This window comes from Streptomyces sp. NPDC088817, from assembly GCF_044750345.1.
GTDB lineage: Bacteria > Actinomycetota > Actinomycetes > Streptomycetales > Streptomycetaceae > Streptomyces.
Genome location: NZ_JBIVJN010000014.1, coordinates 224,719 through 242,022 on the forward strand (window position 1 = coordinate 224,719; position 17,304 = coordinate 242,022).

The 17,304-nt window shown below is 73.3% G+C and carries 1 protein-coding gene (only partly in view); it reads right to left on the minus strand.

From position 1 onward, the window contains the following. On the minus strand, nt 1-17,304 hold the 3' portion of the coding sequence (locus ACIP4X_RS25260; protein WP_401350732.1) for an SDR family NAD(P)-dependent oxidoreductase. It continues 14,394 nt past the right edge of the window; only the last 17,304 of its 31,698 coding nucleotides appear in the window; its start codon lies off the right edge, out of view — the gene reads right to left on this strand; the stop codon is at nt 1-3.

The following is a 17,304-nucleotide window of genomic DNA, read 5'->3' on the forward strand; positions in this document are numbered from 1 at the left end:
TCAGTTGAGGCCGAGTTCGTCGTCGAGGAGCGCGAACATGTCCTCGTCGGACGCCTCGTCCAGGTCCTCCTTCGAGGAGTCGTCGCCGGACGCGTCCGTACGGCCCAGCTCGGCCCACTTGGTCCTGAGGACCTCGATCCGGCCGGTCACCCGACGGTGCTCCTCCGCGTCGTCGAGGCTGAGTCCGGCGATGGCCCTCTCCAGCGCGTCGAGCGCCGAGAGCACCGAACCGGCGCCCGCCGGGTCGTCGGTGACGAGCTGTCCGCGCACGTACCGGACGACGTCGGCCGGCGTCGGGTAGTCGAACAGCAGCGTGGCGGGCAGCCGCAGCCCGGTGGCCGCGTTGAGCCGGTTGCGGAACTCGACCGCCGTCAGCGAGTCGAAGCCCAGTTCCTGGAACTGACGCTCCCTGCCGACCGCCGTGCCGTCCCGGTGGCCGAGCACCGCCGCCGCCTGTCCGCGCACCATGGTGAGCAGCACCTCCTCCTGCTCCTGCGCGCCCAGCCCGGCGAGCTGCCGGGTGAGCGTGTCCGCGGACGGCACCGCGCCCTGGGCCGCGGACCGCCGCGCCGGCACCCGGATCAGGCCGCGCAGCAGCGCGGACACCTCACCGCGGGCCCGCAGTACGGCGAGGTCCAGCCGGACCGGCAGCGCCAGCGCCCGGTCGCCCGCGACCACCGCGTCGAACAGGGCGTGACCCTGCTCGACCGTCAGCGCCGGCATCCCGGACCGCGCCAGGCGGTCGGCCTCGGCGTCCGAGAGGGTGCCCGTCATGCCGCTGTCCTGTTCCCACGGGCCCCACGCGAGGGACACGCCGGGCAGTCCGTCGGCGCGGCGCCGCGCCATCAGGGCGTCCAGGAACGTGTTCGCCGCCGCGTAGTTGGCCTGACCGGCACCGCCGAACACGCCGGCCACGGACGAGTAGACGACGAACGCGTCCAGGTCCAGGCCGCGAGTCGCCTCGTGAAGGTGCCACACCGCGTCCGCCTTGGGCCGCAGCACCGTGGCGAGGCGCTCCGGCGTCAGCGAGCCGACCACACCGTCGTCGAGGACACCTGCCGTGTGGACGACCGCCGACAGCGGCCGGCCCTTCGGCGCCGCCGCGACCAGGGCGGCCACGGCCTCCCGGTCGGCGACGTCGCACGCCCGCACGGTGACCTCGGCGCCCATCTCCTCCAGTTCGGCGACGAGCTTGCCCGCGCCGTCGGCCTCAAGACCGCTGCGGCTGGCGAGGATCAGGCTCCGTACGCCGTGCGTGGCCACCAGGTGCCGGGCGAGGAGCCGGCCGAGACCGCCGGTGCCGCCGGTGACCAGGACGGTCCCGGTGGTCCGGAAGACGCCGGACGTGCCGTCCGCCGCAGTGCCGGCACCGGTGTCCAGCCGGGTGAGGCGGGCGGCCACGACCTCGGTGCCGCGCAGCGCGAGCTGCGGTTCCTCGGCGCCGGCCGTCAGCGCCTCGACGAGCCGGGCGGACGGGTCCGCCGCGGCCGGATCGAGGTCGAGCAGGCCGAAGCAGCCGGGGTTCTCCGTCTGCGCGGAGCGCACCAGGCCCCAGACCGCGGAGGCCGCGAGGTCCGCGGTCCCGCCGCCGTCCACGGCGACCGCGCCGCGGGTGACGAACACCAGCCGCGAGGCCGCGAGCGCCTCCTCGCCGGACCACTGCTGCAGGAGCGCGAGCACCCGCGCGGTGACCTCCCGGACCGCGCCGGGCAGTTCCTCCCCGTCGGTCGTGGCTGCGGCGACCGGGACGAGTACCACGTCCGGTACGGCGGCGTCGGACGAGGCCGCCAGCGCGGTGAGGTCCGCCGCCGTGCCGACCTTGAGGCCGGTGCCGGTGCCGGTGAGGGCGTCGGCGAGGGCGAACGGGTCGGCCCCGACGACCGCGACCGACGCGGGCCGCTCGGCCCCGGTGTCGGTCACCGGCGTCCAGTCGACGCCGAACAGCGTGTTCTGGTCCTCACCGGCGGACTTCAGCTGGTCACCGGTGACCGTGCGGGTGAGGAGCCGGTCGACGGTGACCACCGGCGCACCGGCCGGGTCCACCGCGGTCGCCGACATCGCGTTGTCGCCCGCGGGGGCCAGCCGCACCCGCAGCGCCGACGCGCCGGAGGCGTGCAGCGCGACGCCCTCCCACGAGAACGGCAGGGCACCTCCCCCGTCGCCCTCCTCGCCGCCCGTGGCGGCCAGCATCGTGGCGTGCAGCGCGGAGTCGAGGAGCGCCGGGTGCAGGCCGAACTCGGCCGCCTCGCCGGTGCCCTCCTCGGGCAGCGCGACCTCGGCGAAGAGTTCCTCGCCCCGGCGCCACACCGCCCGCAGACCCTGGAAGAGCGGTCCGTACGCGAACCCTGCCTCGGCGAAGGCTCCGTAGCAGTCCTCGGTGTCCAGCGGCTCGGCGTCCCTCGGCGGCCAGACCTCGGTGCCGAGGCCCTGGTCCGGTGCGGTGGCGCCGGGCGCCAGGACACCGGCCGCGTGCTGGGTCCACGCCGACTCGTCGGCGCCTTCGAGGCGCGAGTACACCCCGACCACGCGCCGGCCGGAGTCGTCCGGGACGGCGACGGCGACCTGCACCTGGAGCGCGCCACGCTCGGGCAGGACCAGCGGCGCGGCGAGGGTCAGTTCCTCGACCCGGCCGCAGCCGACCTCGTCGCCCGCGCGGACCGCCATCTCGAGGAGGGCCGTACCCGGGAGCAGGACGGCGCCCATGACGACATGGTCGGCCAGCCACGGGTGCGAGGTCAGCGACAGGCGACCGGTGAACAACACGCCCTGTCCTGCGGCGAGTTCGACTGCGGCACCGAGCAGCGGGTGCTCGGCGGAGCCGAGTCCGGCGGCCCGGACGTCACCGGTGGCGGCGGCCCGGCCGGTCGGCCAGTACCACTGGTGCTGGAAGGCGTACGTCGGCAGGTCGACGCGGGTGGCGCCGGTGCCGGCCAGCAGATCCTGCCAGCCGCCCCCGATCCCCCGCGTGTACAGCCCGGCCCGGCCCAGCAGGGCGGTCGTCTCCTCGTCGCGGTCCTTGCGGAGCAGCGGGATCGTGACCGCTTCGTCGCCGGTCAGGGACTCCTGGGCCATCGCGGAGAGGACTCCGTCCGGGCCCAGCTCCAGGAACGTGGTCGCACCCTGCTCTTCGAGCGTGGCCACCCCGTCGGCGAAACGGACCGCCTCACGGACGTGACGCACCCAGTACTCGGGCGAGCACAACTCCTCGGCCGTGGCGACGGAGCCGGTCAGGTTCGACACCACCGGGATCACCGGCGCGGCGTAGGACAGGCCCTCGGCCACCGTGCGGAACTCGTCCAGCATCGGGTCCATCAGCGGCGAGTGGAACGCGTGCGACACCCGAAGCCGGGTCGCCTTGCGGCCCTCCGCCTCGAAACGCGCGGCCAGCTCGAGGACGGCGCTTTCGACGCCCGAAACGACCACGGACGTCGGGCCGTTGAGCGCGGCGATCGACACCTCGTCGGTGAGGTGCGGAGTGACCTCGTCCTCCGTGGCCTGGACGGCGACCATCGCTCCGCCGGCCGGGAGTGCCTGCATCAGACGGCCACGGGCGGCCACCAGGCGGGCGGCGTCCTCCAGCGAGAACACCCCGGCCACATGCGCGGCCGCGATCTCACCGATCGAGTGACCGGCGACGAAGTCCGGCCTCACACCCCACGACTCCACCAAGCGGTAGAGGGCGACCTCGACCGCGAACAGGGCGGGCTGAGTCCACCCGGTCCCGTTCAGCAGACCGGCGTCCTCACCCCACATCACCTCCCGCAGCGAACCCTCCAACTCACCATCCAGGATCGCCAGTACGGCATCCAGAGCCTCCGCGAACACCGGGAACCGGCCGTACAGCTCACGACCCATCCCCAACCGCTGCGACCCCTGCCCCGAGAACAGCGCCGCCGAGCGGCCGGAGGCCACCGTGCCCGACACCGCTGCCGGATCGGTCGTGCCCGCCGCAAGGGCGTTGAGGGCGCGGGCCGTCTCCTCCGGCTCACCTGCGAGCACCACCGCGCGGTGGGCGAACAGCGAGCGGGTGGAGAGCAGGGAGTGGGCCACGTCGACCGGACGCGGTGCCGGCTTCTCGGTGACCGCGGCAAGCAGGCGGGCGGCCTGGTCGCGCAGCGCCTCCGGCGTCTTGGCGGACAGCACCCACGGCACGACGGCGGGCTCCACCACGTCCGTCTCCGGTGCGTCGGAGGCGGCGACCACGGTTCCCTGGATCACCTTCGCGGGCTGCTCCAGGATGACGTGGGCGTTCGTACCGCTGATACCGAAGGACGACACACCCGCACGGCGCACGTGCTCCGTCTCCGGCCACGCGGTCTGCTCCGTGAGCAGTTCCACCGCGCCTTCCGTCCAGTCGACGTGCGAGGACGGCTCGGTGATGTTGAGAGTGCGGGGCAGCACGCCGTGGCGCATCGCCATGACCATCTTGATCACGCCGGCGACACCGGCGGCGGCCTGCGTGTGACCGATGTTGGACTTCACCGAACCCAGCAGCAGGGGCTGCTCCGGGTCACGGTCACGACCGTACGTGGCGATGAGCGCCTGCGCCTCGATCGGGTCACCCAGGGTGGTGCCCGTACCGTGCGCCTCGACGACGTCGACGTCACCGGCGGACAGTCCGCCACTGGCGAGGGCCTGGCGGATCACCCGCTGCTGGGACGGACCGTTGGGGGCGGTGAGGCCGTTGGAGGCGCCGTCCTGGTTGATGGCGGAACCGCGGAGGACCGCGAGGATCTCGTGGCCGTTGCGGATCGCGTCCGACTGGCGCTCAAGGACCAGCATGCCGACACCCTCGGACCAGCCCACACCGTCCGCCGAGTCCGAGAACGCCTTGCACCGGCCGTCGGGCGACAGACCCCGCTGACGGGAGAACTCGACGAACGTGGCCGGGGTGGAGATGACCGTCACGCCGCCGGCCAGGGCGAGCGAGCACTCGCCGGCCCTCAGCGCCTGCGCCGCGAGGTGCATCGCCACCAGGGAGGACGAGCACGCGGTGTCGACCGTGACCGCCGGGCCCTCGAAGCCGAAGGTGTACGAGACACGGCCGGAGGCGACGCTGCCCGCGCTGCCCTGGCCCTGGAGGCCCTCGAACTCCTTGCCGCCGAGGATGGAGCCGTAGTCGCTGTACATCACACCGGCGAACACACCGGTCGCGCTGCCCCGCAGACCGACCGGGTCGATCCCGGCCCGCTCGATCGCCTCCCACGACGCCTCCAACAGCAACCGCTGCTGGGAGTCCGTCGCCAGCGCCTCACGCGGGCTCATCCCGAAGAAGCCGGCGTCGAACTCACCGGCGTTCTGCAGGAATCCGCCGGAGCGGGTGTACGAGGTGCCGAGGTGCTCGGGGTCCGGGTCGTAGACCGACTCGATGTCCCAGCCGCGGTTGGCCGGGAAGTCGGTGATCGCGTCCGTGCCGTCGAGGACCAGTCGCCACAGGTCCTCGGGCGAGGCGACCCCGCCCGGGTAGCGGCAGGCCATGCCCACGACGACGATCGGGTCGTCGGTCGTGGACGGCAGCGGCTTCGCCGGGAGCGCCGACTCGGTCTCGGCGCCGAAGAGTTCGTCGTGCAGGTGGTTCGCGAGCGTGGCCGCGTTCGGGTAGTCGAAGACCAGCGTCGCGGTCAGGCGCAGCCCGGTGGCCGCGCTCAGCCGGTTGCGGAGCTCGACCGCGGTGAGCGAGTCGAAGCCGACGTCGCGGAACTGGGCCGCGGCGTCCACCGACGCGGCGTCGGCGTGTCCGAGGACCAGGGCCGCCTGGGTGCGGACCAGGTCGAGGAGTGCCGCGCGGCGTTCCTCGGCCGTGAGCGCGGTCAGGCGTGCCACGAGCCCGTCGGCGGTGACGGTTCCGCCCGCGACCGTGCGCCGGGTGCGGGTACGGACGAGACCGCGGAGCACCGCGGGCACCTCGCCCTGCGCGGCGAGCGCCGCCAGGTCGAGCCGGACCGGGACGACCAGGGCGGTGCCGGTGGTGTCCTGGGTCTGGGCCGCGAGCGCCGCGTCGAAGAGGGCGAAGCCCTGCTCGGCCGCGAGGGGCGGCATCCCGGCCCGCGCCAGCCGTTCGGCCTCGGCGTCCGAGAGGGTCTCCGTCATGCCGCCCGCCTGGTTCCAGGGGCCCCAGGCCAGCGACAGGCCCGGCAGACCGGCTGCCCGGCGGTGCTCCATGAGCGCGTCCAGGAAGGCGTTGCCGGCCGCGTAGTTGGCCTGGCCCGCGCCGCCGAGGACGCCTGCCACGGAGGAGAACACCACGAACGCGTCCAGGTCCAGGCCGCGGGTGGCCTCGTGCAGGTTCCAGGCCGCGTCCGCCTTCGGGCGCAGTACCCGGGCGAGCCGCTCCCCGGTGAGGGAGCCGACGACACCGTCGTCGAGGACGCCGGCCGTGTGCACGACCGCGGTGAGCGGGTGCTCGGCCGGGATCCCGGCGACCAGGGCGGCGACGGCGTCCGGGTCGGCGACGTCGCAGGCCTGGACCGTCACGTCGGCGCCGTGGGCGATGAGTTCGGCGACGAGTTCCGTGGTGCCGGGGGCGTCACCGCCGCGCCTGCTGACCAGCAGCAGGTTGCGGACCCCGTAGGCGCCGACGAGGTGCCGGGCGAACTGGGCGCCGAGGCCGCCGGTGCCGCCGGTGACCAGGACCGTGCCGTCGGCCTGCCACACGGTGGGCGCGGCGGTGCCGGCGGGACGGGCCGTGCGGGTGAGCCGGGCGGCGTGCGGCCGGCCGGCGCGCAGCGCGAGCTGCGGTTCGGCGGAGCCGAGCGCCGCGGCGAGGGCGGCGGCGGACTCGGGGGTCCCGTCGAGGTCGACGAGGCCGAAGGCGCCGGGGTTCTCGGTCTGGGCCGAACGGATCAGACCGTGGACGGCCGCGGCGCCGACGTCCCGGGCGTCGGCCACCCCACGCGTCACGAGGACGAGGCGGGCGCCGGCGAGCCGGTCGTCGGACAGCCGGCTCTGGACAGCGGCCAGCGTGGCGGCGGTGAGCCGGTGTGCCGCCTCGGAGGCGGGCTCGTCGTCGTGCGAGGCGACGCCGAGGACGACCACGTCCGGCGCGGGCAGGTCCACGGCGACCGTCGCGGCCACCAGGGCGGCGACGTCCGGGTAGGTCCGCACGGTCGTGCCGACGTCGGTGAGCGCGGCGGCGAGCCCGAGCGGGTCGCCGTCCGTGCCGAGCAGCGCGACGGACGCGGGGGCGGCCTCGGCTGCCTGGACCGGGGTCCACTCGACGCCGAAGAGCGCGTCGCGCGGCAGCGTGTCGGCGCCCGCGGTGTCGAGTCCGGTGACGCCGCGGGTGACCAGGGAGCCCACCGAGACGACCGGCGTGCCGGTCGGGTCCACGGCGCTGACGGACAGCGTCCGGTCGCCGTTCGGCGTCAGCCGGACGCGGAGCACGGTGGCGCCGGACGCGAGCACCGAGACGTCCGTCCAGGAGAACGGCAGTCCGGCCGTGCCGCCGTCGGCGGCCGGGGTCAGCAGCAGGGCGTGCAGCGCGGAGTCGAACAGGGCCGGGTGCAGACCGAAGCCCGCGGCCGTGTTCTCGGTGCCCTCAGGCAGGGCCACCTCGGCGAACCACTCGTCGCCGCGGCGCCAGGCCGCGCGCAAACCCTGGAAGAGCGGTCCGTAGGCGAAGCCGGCCTCGGTGAACTCCTCGTAGCACCCGTCGGCTTCGACGGCCTCGGCGCCCTCGGGCGGCCAGACGGTGGTGTCGAAGGCGGCGGGGGCCGGACCGCTGTCGGCGGGGGCCAGCACACCGGCGGCGTGCTGCGACCATGCGCTGTCGCCGGTGCCCTCGGGACGTGCGTAGACGCCCACGACGCGGCGTCCGGCGGCGTCGGGCGCCTCGACGGCGACCTGGACCTGGACGGCGGCCCGCTCGGGCAGGACCAGCGGCGCGGTGATGGTCAGTTCCTCGACCCGGTCGCTGCCGACCTCGTCACCGGCGCGGATCACCATCTCAAGCAGGGCCGTGGCCGGCAGCAGGACGGTGCCGTTGACGGCGTGGTCGGCGAGCCAGGGGTGGGAGTGCAGTGCCAGGCGCCCGGTGAACAACACGCCCTCGCCCGCGGCGAGTTCGACGGAGGCTCCGAGCAGCGGGTGCTCGGCGGAGCCGAGACCGGCGGCGCGGACGTCGCCTCCGCCGAGCGGTGCGGCGGGCCAGAACCACTGGTGCTGGAAGGCGTACGTCGGCAGTTCCGCGCGGCCCGCGCCGGTACCGGCGAACAGGGCCGGCCAGTCGACTCGCAGTCCGCCGGTGTGCAGTCGGGCGAGCGCGGCGACCGCGGTGGCCTCCTCGTCGCGGTCCTTGCGCAGGACCGGGATGGTGACGGCCTCGTCGCCGGTCAGGGACTCCTGGGCCATCGCGGAGAGGACTCCGTCCGGGCCCAGCTCCAGGAACGTGGTCACACCCTGCTCTTCGAGCGTGGCCACGCCGTCGGCGAAGCGAACCGCCTCACGGACGTGACGCACCCAGTACTCGGGCGAGCACAACTCCTCGGCCGTGGCGACGGATCCGGTCAGGTTCGACACCACCGGGATCACCGGCGCGGCGTAGGACAGGCCCTCGGCCACCGTGCGGAACTCGTCCAGCATCGGGTCCATCAGCGGCGAGTGGAACGCGTGCGACACCCGAAGCATCGTGGCCTTCCGGCCCTCCGCCTCGAACCGCGCCGCGACCTCCAGTACGGAGCCCTCGGTGCCCGAAACGACCACCGAAGTGGGGCCGTTGACGGCGGCGACCGACACCTCCTCGCTGAGGTACGGGGCGATCTCGTCCTCGGTGGCCTGGACGGCGACCATCGCTCCGCCGGCCGGGAGTGCCTGCATCAGACGGCCACGGGCGGCCACCAGGCGGGCGGCGTCCTCCAGTGAGAACACCCCGGCGACGTGCGCTGCGGCGATCTCACCGATCGAGTGACCGGCGACGAAGTCCGGCCTCACACCCCACGACTCCACCAAGCGGTAGAGGGCGACTTCGACCGCGAAGAGTGCGGGCTGAGTCCGTCCGGTCCCGTTCAGCAGACCGGCATCCTCGCCCCACATCACCTCCCGCAGCGAACCCTCCAACTCGCCGTCCAAGACTGCGAGTACGGAATCCAGAGCCTCCGCGAACACCGGGAACCGGCCGTACAGCTCACGGCCCATCCCGAGCCGCTGCGACCCCTGACCGGAGAACAGAGCCGCCGAGCGGCCGGTGCGGGCCGGGCCCGACACGGCGGCGGGGTCGGGCTCGCCCACCGCGAGGGCCGCCAGGGCGCGGGCCGCGGTGTCCACGTCGGTGGCGAGGACGACCGCACGGTGCTCGAACAGCGACCGGGCGGTGACGAGGGAGGAACCGACGTCCACGAGCGGACGGTCGAGGTGCGCCTCGACCGAGGCGAGCAGCTTCGCCGCCTGGCTGCGCAGCGCCTCCGGCGTCTTGCCGGAGAGCACCCACGGCACCACGCCGGGCTCCACCACGTCCGTTTCCGGTGCGTCGGAGGCGGCGACCACGGTTCCCTGGATCACCTTCGCGGGCTGCTCCAGGATGACGTGGGCGTTCGTACCGCTGATACCGAAGGACGACACACCCGCACGGCGCACGTGCTCCGTCTCCGGCCACGCGGTCTGCTCCGTGAGCAGTTCCACCGCGCCTTCCGTCCAGTCGACGTGCGAGGACGGCTCGGTGATGTTGAGGGTGCGAGGCAGCAGCCCGTGGCGCATCGCCATGACCATCTTGATGACACCGGCGACACCGGCGGCGGCCTGCGTGTGACCGATGTTCGACTTCACCGAACCCAGCAGCAGCGGCTGCTCCGGGTCACGGTCACGGCCATACGTGGCGATGAGCGCCTGCGCCTCGATCGGGTCGCCCAGAGTGGTGCCCGTACCGTGCGCCTCGACAACATCCACATCACCGGCCGACAGCCCGCCGCTGGCGAGCGCCTGGCGGATGACGCGCTGCTGCGACGGACCGTTGGGGGCCGTGAGGCCGTTGGAGGCACCGTCCTGGTTCACGGCCGAACCGCGGACGACGGCAAGGATCTGGTGACCGTTGCGGATCGCATCGGACTGGCGCTCAAGCACCAGCATGCCCACGCCCTCGGACCAGCCGACACCGTCGGCCGAGTCGGAGAACGCCTTGCACCGGCCGTCGGGCGACAGACCCCGCTGACGGGCGAAGTCCACGAACACGGCGGGCGTCGACATGACGGTCACACCACCGGCCAGGGCGAGCGAGATCTCACCCGAACGCAGCGCCTGCATCGCCCAGTGCATTGCCACCAGGGAGGACGAGCACGCGGTGTCGACCGTGACCGCCGGGCCCTCGAAGCCGAAGGTGTACGCGACACGTCCGGAGGCCACGCTCGGGGAGCTGCCGCTGCCCTGGAAGCCCTCGAACTCGGGGCTGCCCAGCATCGCACTGTAGTCGCTGTACATCACACCGGCGAACACACCGGTCGCGCTGCCCCGCAGACCGACCGGATCGATACCGGCCCGCTCTATCGCCTCCCACGACGCCTCAAGAAGCAGCCGCTGCTGGGAGTCCGTCGCCAGCGCCTCACGCGGGCTCATGCCAAAGAAGCCGGGGTCGAACTCCCCCGCGTCGTGCAGGAATCCACCGGAACGCGTGTAGGCGGTGCCGGGGTGGTCGGGGTCCGGGTGGTACAGGTTCTCGACGTCCCAGCCGCGGTTGGTGGGGAAGCCGGAGACGGCGTCGGTGCCCTCGGTGACCAGGCGCCACAGATCCTCGGGCGAGGCGACCCCGCCCGGGTAGCGGCAGGCCATGCCCACGATGACGATCGGGTCGTCCGCCACGGCCGCCGTGCCGCTCTGCACGAGCCGCGCTTCGGCGTCGGTGCCGAGGAGTTCGTCGAGGATGAAGCCGACCAGGACCTCGACGGTCGGGTAGTCGAACACCATCGTGGCGGGCAGGCGCAGTCCGGTGACCGTGTTCAGGCGGTTGCGCAGCTCGACCGAGGTGAGCGAGTCGAAGCCGAGGTCCCGGAAGGCACGCGCGGGGTGGACGGCCGTGGCGTCGGCGTGACCGAGCACCAGGGCGACCTGACCGCGAACCAGGTCCACGAGCACTTCCCGGCGCTCGACCGCGTCCAGGACGGCCAGCCGGTCGCGCAGACCGGTCGCCGTGGCCGAGCCCGCGACCGCCGCACGGCGCGAGCGGCCCCGGATCAGCGAACGGAGCAGCGGCGGCACGTCGCCCTGACCGCGCAGGGCGGGCAGGTCGAGCCGGACGGGCACGAGCGCGGCGTCATCGGTGGCCAGGGCGGCGTCGAAGAGGGCCAAACCCTGCTCGACGGCGAGCGGGGGCACTCCGGAGGCCGCGAGCCGTTCGAGGTCCGCGTCGGAGAGCGTGCCGGTCATGCCGCCGGTGCCGGTCTGCTCCCAGGGGCCCCAGGCGAGCGACAGACCCGGCAGACCGGCCGCACGGCGGTGCTCCATCAGGGCGTCCAGGAAGGCGTTGCCCGCCGCGTAGTTCGCCTGACCCGCATTGCCGAAGACACCGGCGACGGACGAGAACACCACGAACGCGTCCAGGTCCAGGTCGCGGGTGGCCTCGTGCAGGTTCCAGGCCGCGTCCACCTTCGGACGCAGCACGCCGGAGAGTCGTTCCGGGGTGAGGGAGGCGATCAGGCCGTCGTCCAGCACACCGGCGGAGTGCACCACCGCCGACACCGGATGCGCGGCCACCAGCTCGGCCACCGCCGCACGATCCGTCACATCACACGCCACCACCGTGGCCCGCGCACCCGACTCCGCCAGCTTCGCCACCAGCTCGGCCGCACCCACGGCCTCAGCACCACGACGACTGACCAGAACCAGCTCACGCACACCGTGCTCGGCCACCAGATGACGCGCCAGCACCGCACCCAGACCACCGGTACCACCCGTCACCAGCACCGCACCCTCGCCACCGAACACCGAAACCGACTCGGTGACGGAGGCAGGGGCGGGACGACGCACCAGACGCGCGGCACGGAGTTCATCACCGTGCACCGCGAGCTGCGGCTCATCGCCCAGGAGGGCGGCGAGCGGGAGCGGGTGGGTGGTCTCGGGGTCGAGGTCGACCAGGCCGAAGCAGCCCGGGTTCTCGGACTGCGCGGAGCGCACCAGGCCCCAGACTGCGGCGGCCGCCGGGTCGTGGCCGGTGGTCGCGCCCCGGGTCACGAAGACGAACCTCGTGGCGGCGTGACGCTCGTCCTCCAGCCGGGTCCGCACCAGCTCCAGCACGTGCCGGGTGAGGGCGTGCGTGGCGGCCGGGGTGTCGGTCCCGTCCTCGTTCTTCGGGGCGGCGACGGGCAGCAGCACCAGGTCGGGCAGCTCGGCGTCGTCCGTCAGGGACGCGCGCCGGCCGATCTCGGTGCCGGCCGTCCGGAGGCTCTCGGCGAGCCCGAACGGGTCCTCACCGACGACCTCCGCCGTCGGCTCCCCGCTCTCGGCCCGGATGGCCTCGGTCCCCGTGACCGGGGTCCAGTCGAGGCGGAACAGGGAGTCGCGGACGAGTGCCGCGGCGGAGCTGAGCGCCTCCGCGGACACGGCACGCATGGTGAGCGCCCGGACGGCGGCCACGGGGGCGCCGGTGGTGTCGGCGACGGCCAGCGTCAGCGTGCCGTCGGTGTCACGGCCGAGCCTCACACGGACGGACGAGGCGCCGGAAGCGAGCAGCGAGACGCCGTTCCAGGAGAACGGGACGCTGCCGCTCGTGCCGTCACCGGCCGGGACGGCGAGCCAGGCGGCGTGCAGGCCCGCGTCGAGCAGCGCCGGGTGGAGGCCGAAGCTCTCCGCCTCCTTCCGCGTGCCCTCCGGCAGCGTGATCTCCGCGAACACCTCGTCGCCGCGGCGCCAGGCGGCCCGCAGGCCCTGGAAGGCGGGACCGTAGACGAAGCCCTCGGTCTCGCGCGCCTCGTAGAAGCCGGTCAGCTCGACGGGTTCGGCGTTCGCCGGCGGCCACACCGCGGCGTCGAACGGCGCGGCGGCCGTCGGAAGCCCGGCGGCGAGGACGCCGGTGGCGTGCTGGGTCCAGGGGGTGTCGGTGGACTGCTCCGGGCGCGAGTGGACCGTGACGGTCCGGCGTCCGGCGGCGTCCGCGACGCCCACCCGTACCTGGGTGCGGACGGCGCCCTGCTCGGGGAGGACCAGCGGGGCGGCCAGGGTCAGTTCCTCCACGTGGTCGCAGCCGACTTCGTCGCCTGCCCGGATCGCCATCTCCACCAGGGCCGTGCCCGGCAGCAAAACGGTGCCGTGGACGGCGTGGTCGGCCAGCCAGGGGTGCGTGTGCAGCGACAGGCGCCCGGTGAAGACCAGGTCCTCACCCTCGGCGAGTTCGACGACCGCGTTGAGCAGCGGGTGGGCTGCCGCGCTGATACCGACGGAGTTGACGTCCGTTGCGTCGCGCTTGCCGGCGGGCCAGAAGGGCCGGTGCTGGAAGGCGTAGGTCGGCAGTTCGACGGGGCGGGCGCCGGTGGGGGCCAGGAACCCGGCCCAGTCGACGCGGGTGCCGGTGGTGTGCAGGCGGGCGAGGGCGGCCAGGGCGGTCGTCTCCTCGTCGCGGTCCTTGCGCAGGACCGGGACGGTGACGGCCTCGTCGCCGGTCAGGGACTCCTGGGCCATCGCGGAGAGGACTCCGTCCGGGCCCAGCTCCAGGAACGTGGTCACAGCCTGCTCTTCGAGCGTGGCCACCCCGTCGGCGAAGCGAACCGCCTCACGGACGTGACGCACCCAGTACTCGGGCGAGCACAACTCCTCAGCCGTGGCGACGGATCCGGTCAGGTTCGACACCACCGGAATCACCGGAGCGGCGTAGGACAGGCCCTCGGCCACCGTACGGAACTCGTCCAGCATCGGGTCCATCAGCGGCGAGTGGAACGCGTGCGACACCCGAAGCCGGGTCGCCTTGCGGCCCTCCGCCTCGAAACGCGCGGCCAGCTCGAGGACGGCGCTTTCGACGCCCGAAACGACCACGGACGTCGGGCCGTTGAGCGCGGCGATCGACACCTCGTCGGTGAGGTACGGGGCGATCTCGTCCTCGGTGGCCTGGACGGCGACCATCGCTCCGCCGGCAGGCAGCGCCTGCATCAGACGACCCCTGGCAACCACCAGGCGGGCGGCGTCCTCCAGCGAGAACACCCCGGCCACATGCGCGGCCGCGATCTCACCGATCGAGTGACCGGCCACGAAGTCCGGCCTCACACCCCACGACTCCACCAAGCGGTAGAGCGCCACCTCAACGGCGAACAGGGCGGGCTGAGTCCATCCGGTCTCGTTCAGCAGACCGGCGTCCTCACCCCACATCACCTCCCGCAGCGAACCCTCCAACTCACCATCCAGGATCGCCACTACGGCATCCAGAGCCCCCGCGAACACCGGGAACCGGCCGTACAGCTCACGACCCATCCCGAGCCGCTGCGAACCCTGACCCGAGAACAGCGCCGCACGACGGCCCGACGTGGGGGTGCCGGTGGCGATGGAGGGGTGGGGCTCGCCGGACGCGAGGGCGGCCAGGGCGTGCACCGTCTCCTCGTGCTCTGCGGCCAGCACCACGCCCCGGTGAGCGAACAGGGAACGCTGGGTCGCGAGGGAGAGCGCCACGTCGGCGGGGCGCAGTCCGGGCGTCGACCGGACGTGCGTGAGCAGACGGGCTGCCTGGTCACGCAGTGCCTCCGGCGTCTTGCCGGACAGCATCCACGGCACCACCGCGGGCTCCACCACGTCCGCCTCCGGTGCGGCCGAGGCGGCAACCACCGTTCCCTGAACCACCGTTGCCGGCTGCTCCAGGATCACGTGAGCGTTCGTACCGCTGATACCGAAGGAGGAGACACCGGCCCTGCGCACCCGGTCCGTCTCGGGCCACTCGGTCTGCTCGGTGAGCAGCTCGACGGCACCGGCGTTCCAGTCGACGTGCGTGGACGGCTCGGTGATGTTCAGGGTGCGGGGCAGCACGCCGTGGCGCATCGCCATGATCATCTTGATGACACCGGCGGCACCGGCCGCGGCCTGGGTGTGACCCAGGTTCGACTTCACGGAGCCGAGCAGCAGGGGGCGCTCCTCCGGGCGGTTCTGCCCGTAGGTGGCGATCAGGGCCTGGGCCTCGATCGGGTCACCGAGCGTCGTGCCCGTGCCGTGTGCCTCGACGGCGTCCACGTCACCGGTCGAGAGACCGCCACTGGCGAGCGCCTGGCGGATCACCCGCTGCTGGGACGGACCGTTGGGGGCCGTGAGGCCGTTGGAGGCACCGTCCTGGTTGACGGCGGAGCCACGGACCACGGCGAGGACACGGTGGCCGTTGCGGATCGCGTCCGACTGCCGCTCCAGCAGGAGCATGCCGACACCCTCGGACCAGCCGACACCGTCCGCCGAGTCCGAGAACGCCTTGCACCGGCCGTCGGGCGACAGACCCCGCTGACGGGAGAACTCGACGAAAGCGGTGGGCGTCGACATCACGGTCACGCCACCGGCCAGGGCGAGCGAGCACTCGCCCGACCGCAGCGCCTGGGCCGCCCAGTGCAGGGCGACCAACGAGGACGAACAGGCGGTGTCGACGGTGACCGCCGGACCCTCGAAACCGAAGGTGTACGACACTCGGCCGGAGGCCACGCTGCCCGCGCTGCTGCCCTGGAAGCCCTCGAACTCCTTGCCACCCAGCAGGTTGCCGTAGTCGTGATACATGACACCGGCGAACACACCCGTCGCGCTGCCGCGCAGGCTCTGCGGGTCGATGCCGGCCCGCTCGATCGCCTCCCAGGAGGCCTCGAGGAGCAGCCGCTGCTGCGAGTCGGTGGCCAGCGCCTCACGCGGGCTCATACCGAAGAAGTCGGCGTCGAATTCCGCGGCGTCGTGCAGGAATCCACCGGAGCGGGTGTACGACGTGCCCGAGTGGGCCGGGTCCGGGTCGTACAGGGAGTCGACGTCCCAGCCGCGGTTGGCCGGGAAGTCGGTGATGGCGTCGGTGCCCTCGCTGACCAGTCGCCACAGGTCCTCGGGCGAGGCGACGTTGCCCGGGAAGCGGCAGGCCATACCGACGATCACGATCGGGTCGTCGTCGGTCGGCGGCAGCAGCGTGACCGGGGTGAGCGTCTCGGCCTCGGCGCCGAACAGCTCCGTGAGCAGGTGATCGGCGAGCGCGGACAGAGTCGGGTGGTCGAAGACCGCCGTCGCGGACAGGCGCAGGCCGGTCGCGGTGCGCAGGCGGTTACGGAGTTCGACCGCGGTGAGGGAGTCGAAGCCGAGGTCGCGGAAGGCACGGTCGGCGTCGATGTCAGCGCCGGCAGCGTGCCCCAGGACCAGAGCTGCACTCGCGCGCACCAGATCGAGCAGAACCTCGTGGCGCTGCTCCCGGTCCAGCCGGGCGAGCCGCTGGACCAGCCCGGCGTCCGCGCCCTCGGCGGCCCCGGTCGCGGCGGTGCGGCGCACGGGGGTACGAACCAGCCCACGCAGCAGAGCCGGAATCTCCGGACGGCTCCGGAAAGCCGCAAAGTCAAGGCGACTGGTCACCACGGCAGCCTCACCGGTGGTGAGAGCAGCGTCGAAGAGAGCGAGACCCTGCTCGATCGTGATCAGCGGCATCCCGGACTCAGCAGCCCTGCGCACATCACGCTCGTCGAGGCCGGCCGTCATCCCCGCACCCTGCTGCCAGGGACCCCAGGCGAGGGACACGGCAGGCAGACCGAGGGCCTGACGATGGGCGGCGAGAGCGTCCAGGAAGGCGTTGCCAGCGGCGTAGTTGGCCTGGCCCGCGCCACCGAACACACCGGCGACGGACGAGAACACCACGAAGGCGTCCAAGTCCAGGTCGCGCGTCGCCTCATGCAGGTTCCACACGCCGTCCACCTTGGGACGCAGCACAGTGGCAAGCCGCTCACCGGTCAGCGAGCCGAGAACACCGTCATCAAGAACACCCGCCGTGTGCACCACCGCGGTGAGCGGATGCTCCGCGACCAGCGCGGCCACCGCATCCCGGTCGGCGACATCACACGCCGCCACCGAAACCTCGGCACCCAAACCCTCAAGCTCCGCCACCAGTTCACCGGCACCCGCAGCGTCCAGACCGGAGCGGCTGGTCAGCAGCAGACGCCGCACCCCCCGCTCCACGACCAGGTGACGAGCCACCAGGCCACCCAGGCCACCGGTACCACCGGTCACCAGCACCGTCCCCTCCGACGACCAGACAGTCTCGGCAGTGGGGTCAGCGGTCGTACGGGTCAGGCGGGCGGCGAGAGCACGGCCGCCACGCAGCGCGAGCTGCGGCTCATCCAGAGCCAGGGCACGAGCGAGAACGGAGTCAGAAGAACCGTCAAGGTCCACCAGCCCGAAGGCACCAGG